The organism is Enterobacter cloacae complex sp. ESBL7, from assembly GCF_041679625.1.
Lineage (GTDB): Bacteria > Pseudomonadota > Gammaproteobacteria > Enterobacterales > Enterobacteriaceae > Enterobacter > Enterobacter asburiae_B.
In genome coordinates this window covers 1-263 of record NZ_JBGORN010000061.1, presented here as the reverse complement: position 1 = coordinate 263, position 263 = coordinate 1, and the positions used below count along the sequence as shown (strand labels likewise).

General features: G+C 64.3%; 1 pseudogene. It reads right to left on the bottom strand.

The features are described from left to right. Positions 1 to 263 (bottom strand): annotated as a pseudogene (locus ACERY3_RS25450) (hypothetical protein); the annotation flags it as partial.

Genomic DNA, 263 nt, shown 5'->3' with positions numbered 1-263 from the left:
ATCCGTAGTCCTGCGCCCATGTCGGTGACAACTGCGCCAGTTCGTCCAGCTGGTCGCGGGTACGTTCAGTCGCCATCCGTCCCTGCGCCTGCAGAGCGGCGGCGTTTTCTTCAATCATCGCTCCCTGCTCGGAGGAAGAGAGCACCACCGGCAGCGGTGAAAGTGAGGTGTCAATCAGCGTCTCCGGCAGGTTGTCGTGCCAGTGTTGCCAGCCCCAGGCGCTTAGTGCCGTGAGCAGCAACGAGGCGGCAACGCCCCCGGCA